The sequence below is a fragment of the Aeromonas sp. 604176 genome (genome assembly GCF_049170755.1).
Taxonomy (GTDB): domain Bacteria; phylum Pseudomonadota; class Gammaproteobacteria; order Enterobacterales; family Aeromonadaceae; genus Aeromonas; species Aeromonas veronii_A.
The window spans coordinates 1-3843 of sequence record NZ_JAAKNE010000194.1 but is presented as its reverse complement, the minus strand read 5'-3'; the positions used below and the strand labels follow the sequence as shown (position 1 = coordinate 3843).

The window sequence follows — 3843 nt, the reverse complement described above, 5'->3', positions numbered from 1 at the left end:
TCGTCCATGAAGCGGCGTACGAAGGCGCTGGCCTTGGCACGGGTCTTCAGGTACTTGGCCATCTCGGGACGACGCAGATCCAGGTAGCGATACTTGAGGCTGATCTCTTCGCTGTTGACCTGATTGAAGTCCAGCGGCAGCGGCTCGGCACGGTTGATGATGTTAAGTTCGTGGGCGAACACTTCGATGGCGCCAGTGGCCATGTCGCTGTTGCGCTGGGACTCGGGACGGGTGCGCACCACGCCGGTCACCTGGATGCAGAACTCGCCGCGCAGCTCGGAGGCCAGGGCGAACGCCTCCGGCTTGTCCGGATCGAAGAACACCTGAACGATCCCTTCCCGGTCGCGCATATCGATAAAGATCAGACCGCCGAGATCACGACGACGATGAACCCAACCGCACAATGTAATGGTCTGCCCTGCATGGGCCTCATTGACCTGTCCGCAATAGATAGAGCGCATGGACTTCTTCCTTCGAAATTGTAGAGAGACGGTTAACCTTGGGCCGCCGGGCACGACTGGCAAGCACCGTCTGTCTCACAGCTGGCCAGATTCTTTTTCTTACCCGGTTTGAAATCAGTCTCGTACCATCCGGTTCCCTTGAGCCGGAAGCCTGCCGCCGATATCAGCTTGACCAGATTCGGCTTGCTACAGGCCGGACAGTCGGTCAGGGGGGCATCGGAAAGCTTTTGCAGTTTTGCCAATTCATGGCCACAGACGTCGCAACGATATTCGTAGATAGGCATGGGTCACAAGAAATTGAAAAACAAAAGGGCTGGCATTATAGAGGAAAACCCCCTTTTGGGTAAAATGGCCAGCAGCCTCCTTTCGCCAGTTTTTTGCACTCGATGACAAAAAGCGGGCAAAAAATCGGCACGAATGCACCAAGAGCGAAGAGAATAGCCACCATGAGCCTCTATTTGGGCCTGCCACAGTGGTCCCACCCCAGCTGGCCCGGCCAGTTGCTGGGCCTTGGCGCCAAGCCTGCCGAACACCTCGCCCACTACGCGGCCGTCTTCAACTCGGTGGAGGGTAACACCACCTTCTACGCCCTGCCGACACCGGATACGGTACAGCGCTGGGCCGATGCGGTGCCCGATCACTTTCGTTTCAACTTCAAGTTTCCGCAAACCATCAGCCACCAGAGCGATCTGGTGAGCGCAGACAAACAAGTCGCCGACTTTATCAAGCTGCTTGCGCCACTACACGACAAGCTGGGGCTGCTCACCCTGCAGCTGCCCGCCCGCTTCGGGCCACAGGGGCTGGCCAGACTGGCGGCCTTCATCGATCGGCTGCCACGGGCGTTTCGCTACGCCCTCGAGGTGCGTCACCCCGACTTTTTCGCCAAGGGGGAGGCCGAGCGGGCATTGAACCGGCTGCTGATGGAACAGGGTGTGAACCGGGTGATGCTCGACAGCCGGCCACTCTTCTCGGTGCAAGCAACCACGCCAGCCCTTGTCGATGCCCAGGGCAAGAAACCGCGCCTGCCGGTGCATCTGCTGGCCACCGCCAACGCCCCCATGGTGCGCCTGATTGGCCTGCCGGATCCGGCGGCCAACCACCCCTTCCTGCCCAGCTGGCTCCCCCACTGGCGCCAGTGGCTCGCGGAGGGGAAAGATCTCTACCTCTATATACATACTGCCGACAACGCCCAGGCCCCTGAGCTGGCCCGCCAGATCACCCGCTTGCTGGAGCAGGAGATGGCCCCCTGGCCGGGGGAAAACGATCGCGCACGGCAGGGAGTGCTGCGCTTTTAGCCAACCCATTCTGCAGCCATCGTTTCGCTGCAAAAAAAGTGCTTTTTTGTGGCGTGGCAAGCCCTGGCGTCAAGACAAACGGCCATCAATCCTCTACACTACCGCCCCAAGTAAGGGTCCGGAACATGGCCCGTACGAACAGGAACGGTCCAAAGGATTTCACGACCAGCCACCCCGTTCGTAAACAGGTGATAAATCTACTCTGATGGGTGTCACCCAACGACTCAATTGAACAATACAGCCGGGTGATGTCCCGACTGTCAGGTTGCGCCAGCATGCATACCAAAGATCAAATTTTTGCCGCCCCGATCGCCCGATTGGGTGATTTCTGTTTTGACGAACAGGTCGTCGACGTGTTTCCCGATATGATCCAGCGCTCGGTGCCGGGTTACAGCAACATCATCTCTGCCATCGGCATGATGGCCGCCCGCTACGCCCAACCCGAGAGCCGACTCTATGATCTCGGCTGCTCACTGGGCGCCGCGACCCAGGCGATACGTCGCCATGTCAGCCAGCCCGGCTGCCGCATCACCGCGGTGGATCTCTCCCATCCGATGATCGAGCGCGCCCGCGCCCACCTCTCCGGTTTCAAATCCGAGGTGCCGGTGGAGCTGGTGGAAGCAGATATCTGCGACATCGAGATCGAGAACGCCTCCGTGGTGGTGCTCAACTTCACCCTGCAATTTGTCGAGCCCGCAAAGCGTGCTGCCCTGATCCAGCGCATTCACGATGGTCTGCGCCCGGGCGGGATCCTGATCCTGAGCGAGAAGTTCCGCTTTGAAGATGAACCGGTCAACGAGCTGCTCATCGATCTGCACCTCGACTTCAAGCGGGCCAATGGCTACAGCGAGCTGGAGATCAGCCAGAAACGCACTGCCCTTGAGAACGTGATGCGCACCGACAGCCTGCCGGTGCATCAGGCACGCCTGCGGGATGCCGGTTTCGTCCATCAGGATCTCTGGTTCCAGTGCTTCAACTTCGGCTCCATGATTGCCATCAAATCCAGCGACGCCCAGCCATGATCGACTTTGCCAATTTCTATCAACTGATTGCCAAAAACCGGCTGAGCCACTGGCTGCATACCCTGCCCGCCCAGCTGCACGCTTGGCAACATGACAACCAGCATGGCGACCTGCCGCGCTGGAATCGTGCCCTCAACAAGCTGCCGGTGGTCTCCCCCGGCAACATCGAGCTGAAAAGCCGGGTCGAGATTGGCTCGGCCGAGAGCCTTGGCGAAGGGGAGCGCAAGAAGGTCGAGAGCCTGCTGCGCCACTTCATGCCCTGGCGCAAAGGGCCGTTCACCGTACACGGCATCCATATCGATACCGAGTGGCGCTCTGACTGGAAGTGGGATCGGGTGCTGCCCCATATCAGCCCGCTCGAAGGCCGTTACGTGCTGGATGTGGGCTGCGGCAGCGGTTACCACCTCTGGCGCATGGTGGGTGAAGGGGCCAAGCTGGCGGTCGGCATAGACCCGAGTCCGCTGTTTCTCTGCCAGTTCGAGGCCATTCGCCACTTCGCGGACAATGATCAGCGCGCCCACCTGTTGCCGCTCGGTATTCAGGAGCTGCCGGAGCTGCGTGCCTTTGACACCGTCTTCTCCATGGGGGTGCTCTATCACCGCAAATCCCCCATCGAGCACATCGAGCAGCTGCGCAATCAATTGAAAGATGATGGCGAGCTGGTGCTGGAGACGCTAGTGATTGATGGCGGGGTCAACGACGTGCTGATACCCACCGATCGTTACGGCAAGATGCGCAACGTCTGGTTTATTCCCTCAAGCCGCGCCCTCAAGCTGTGGGTCGAGCGCTGCGGCTTCACCGACGTGCGGATAGTAGACGAGAATATGACCAGCACCGACGAACAGCGTCGTACCGACTGGATGATTAATGAATCCCTGAGTGACTATCTGGATCCAGACAATCCGGCACTCACGGTAGAAGGACACCCGGCGCCGAAACGTGCCGTACTGATTGCCCGCAAGGCCAAAGACTAGCCGATGGCGATTCAGGAAGTTACACTGACCCAATTCCAGGAAGCACAGTTAAATGAATGACATGAAAAGCAAATTAAAAGGAATGACCCTG

General features: G+C 59.1%; 5 protein-coding genes. 3 read left to right on the top strand and 2 right to left on the bottom strand.

Going from position 1 to position 3843, the window contains the following annotated elements:
- Together G5358_RS20365 and G5358_RS20360 are read right to left on the bottom strand one after the other, a co-directional pair.
- Positions 1–461 (bottom strand): OB-fold nucleic acid binding domain-containing protein (locus G5358_RS20365; RefSeq protein ID WP_421324810.1); only part of this gene is annotated, 461 nt, incomplete at its 3' end.
- Between the two features lie 32 nt (positions 462–493).
- Positions 494–745 carry an FmdB family zinc ribbon protein gene (locus G5358_RS20360; protein ID WP_005337686.1) on the bottom strand — a complete coding sequence of 84 codons (252 nt, stop codon included), beginning with the start codon at positions 743–745 and terminating at the stop codon, positions 494–496.
- A 162-nt stretch (positions 746–907) separates the two neighbouring features.
- Between G5358_RS20360 and G5358_RS20355 the strand changes: the two genes are divergently transcribed.
- The 3 genes from G5358_RS20355 to cmoB all read left to right on the top strand — a co-directional run bounded on the left by G5358_RS20355 (position 908) and on the right by cmoB (position 3752).
- Positions 908–1756 (top strand): DUF72 domain-containing protein, encoded by an 849-nt coding sequence (locus tag G5358_RS20355; protein WP_421324809.1) that lies wholly within the window; start codon positions 908–910, stop codon positions 1754–1756.
- 275 nt (positions 1757–2031) lie between these two features.
- Positions 2032–2778 carry a carboxy-S-adenosyl-L-methionine synthase CmoA gene (gene cmoA, locus G5358_RS20350; protein WP_421324807.1) on the top strand — a complete coding sequence of 249 codons (747 nt, stop codon included), beginning with the start codon at positions 2032–2034 and terminating at the stop codon, positions 2776–2778.
- The gene (gene cmoB / locus G5358_RS20345; RefSeq protein ID WP_421324806.1) at positions 2775–3752 is read left to right on the top strand and encodes a tRNA 5-methoxyuridine(34)/uridine 5-oxyacetic acid(34) synthase CmoB; all 978 of its coding nucleotides are present in this window, start codon (positions 2775–2777) and stop codon (positions 3750–3752) included. Before cmoA ends, cmoB begins: the two co-directional genes overlap by 4 nt.
- The last annotated feature ends 91 nt before the right edge of the window (positions 3753–3843 follow it).

What these genes read in the sequence shown, in the direction of transcription:
- G5358_RS20360 (WP_005337686.1), bottom strand. Translation starts at nt 745, where the DNA reads ATGCCTATCTACGAATATCGTTGCGACGTCTGTGGCCATGAATTGGCA.
- G5358_RS20355 (WP_421324809.1), top strand. Translation starts at nt 908, where the DNA reads ATGAGCCTCTATTTGGGCCTGCCACAGTGGTCCCACCCCAGCTGGCCC.
- cmoA (WP_421324807.1), top strand. Translation starts at nt 2,032, where the DNA reads ATGCATACCAAAGATCAAATTTTTGCCGCCCCGATCGCCCGATTGGGT.
- cmoB (WP_421324806.1), top strand. Translation starts at nt 2,775, where the DNA reads ATGATCGACTTTGCCAATTTCTATCAACTGATTGCCAAAAACCGGCTG.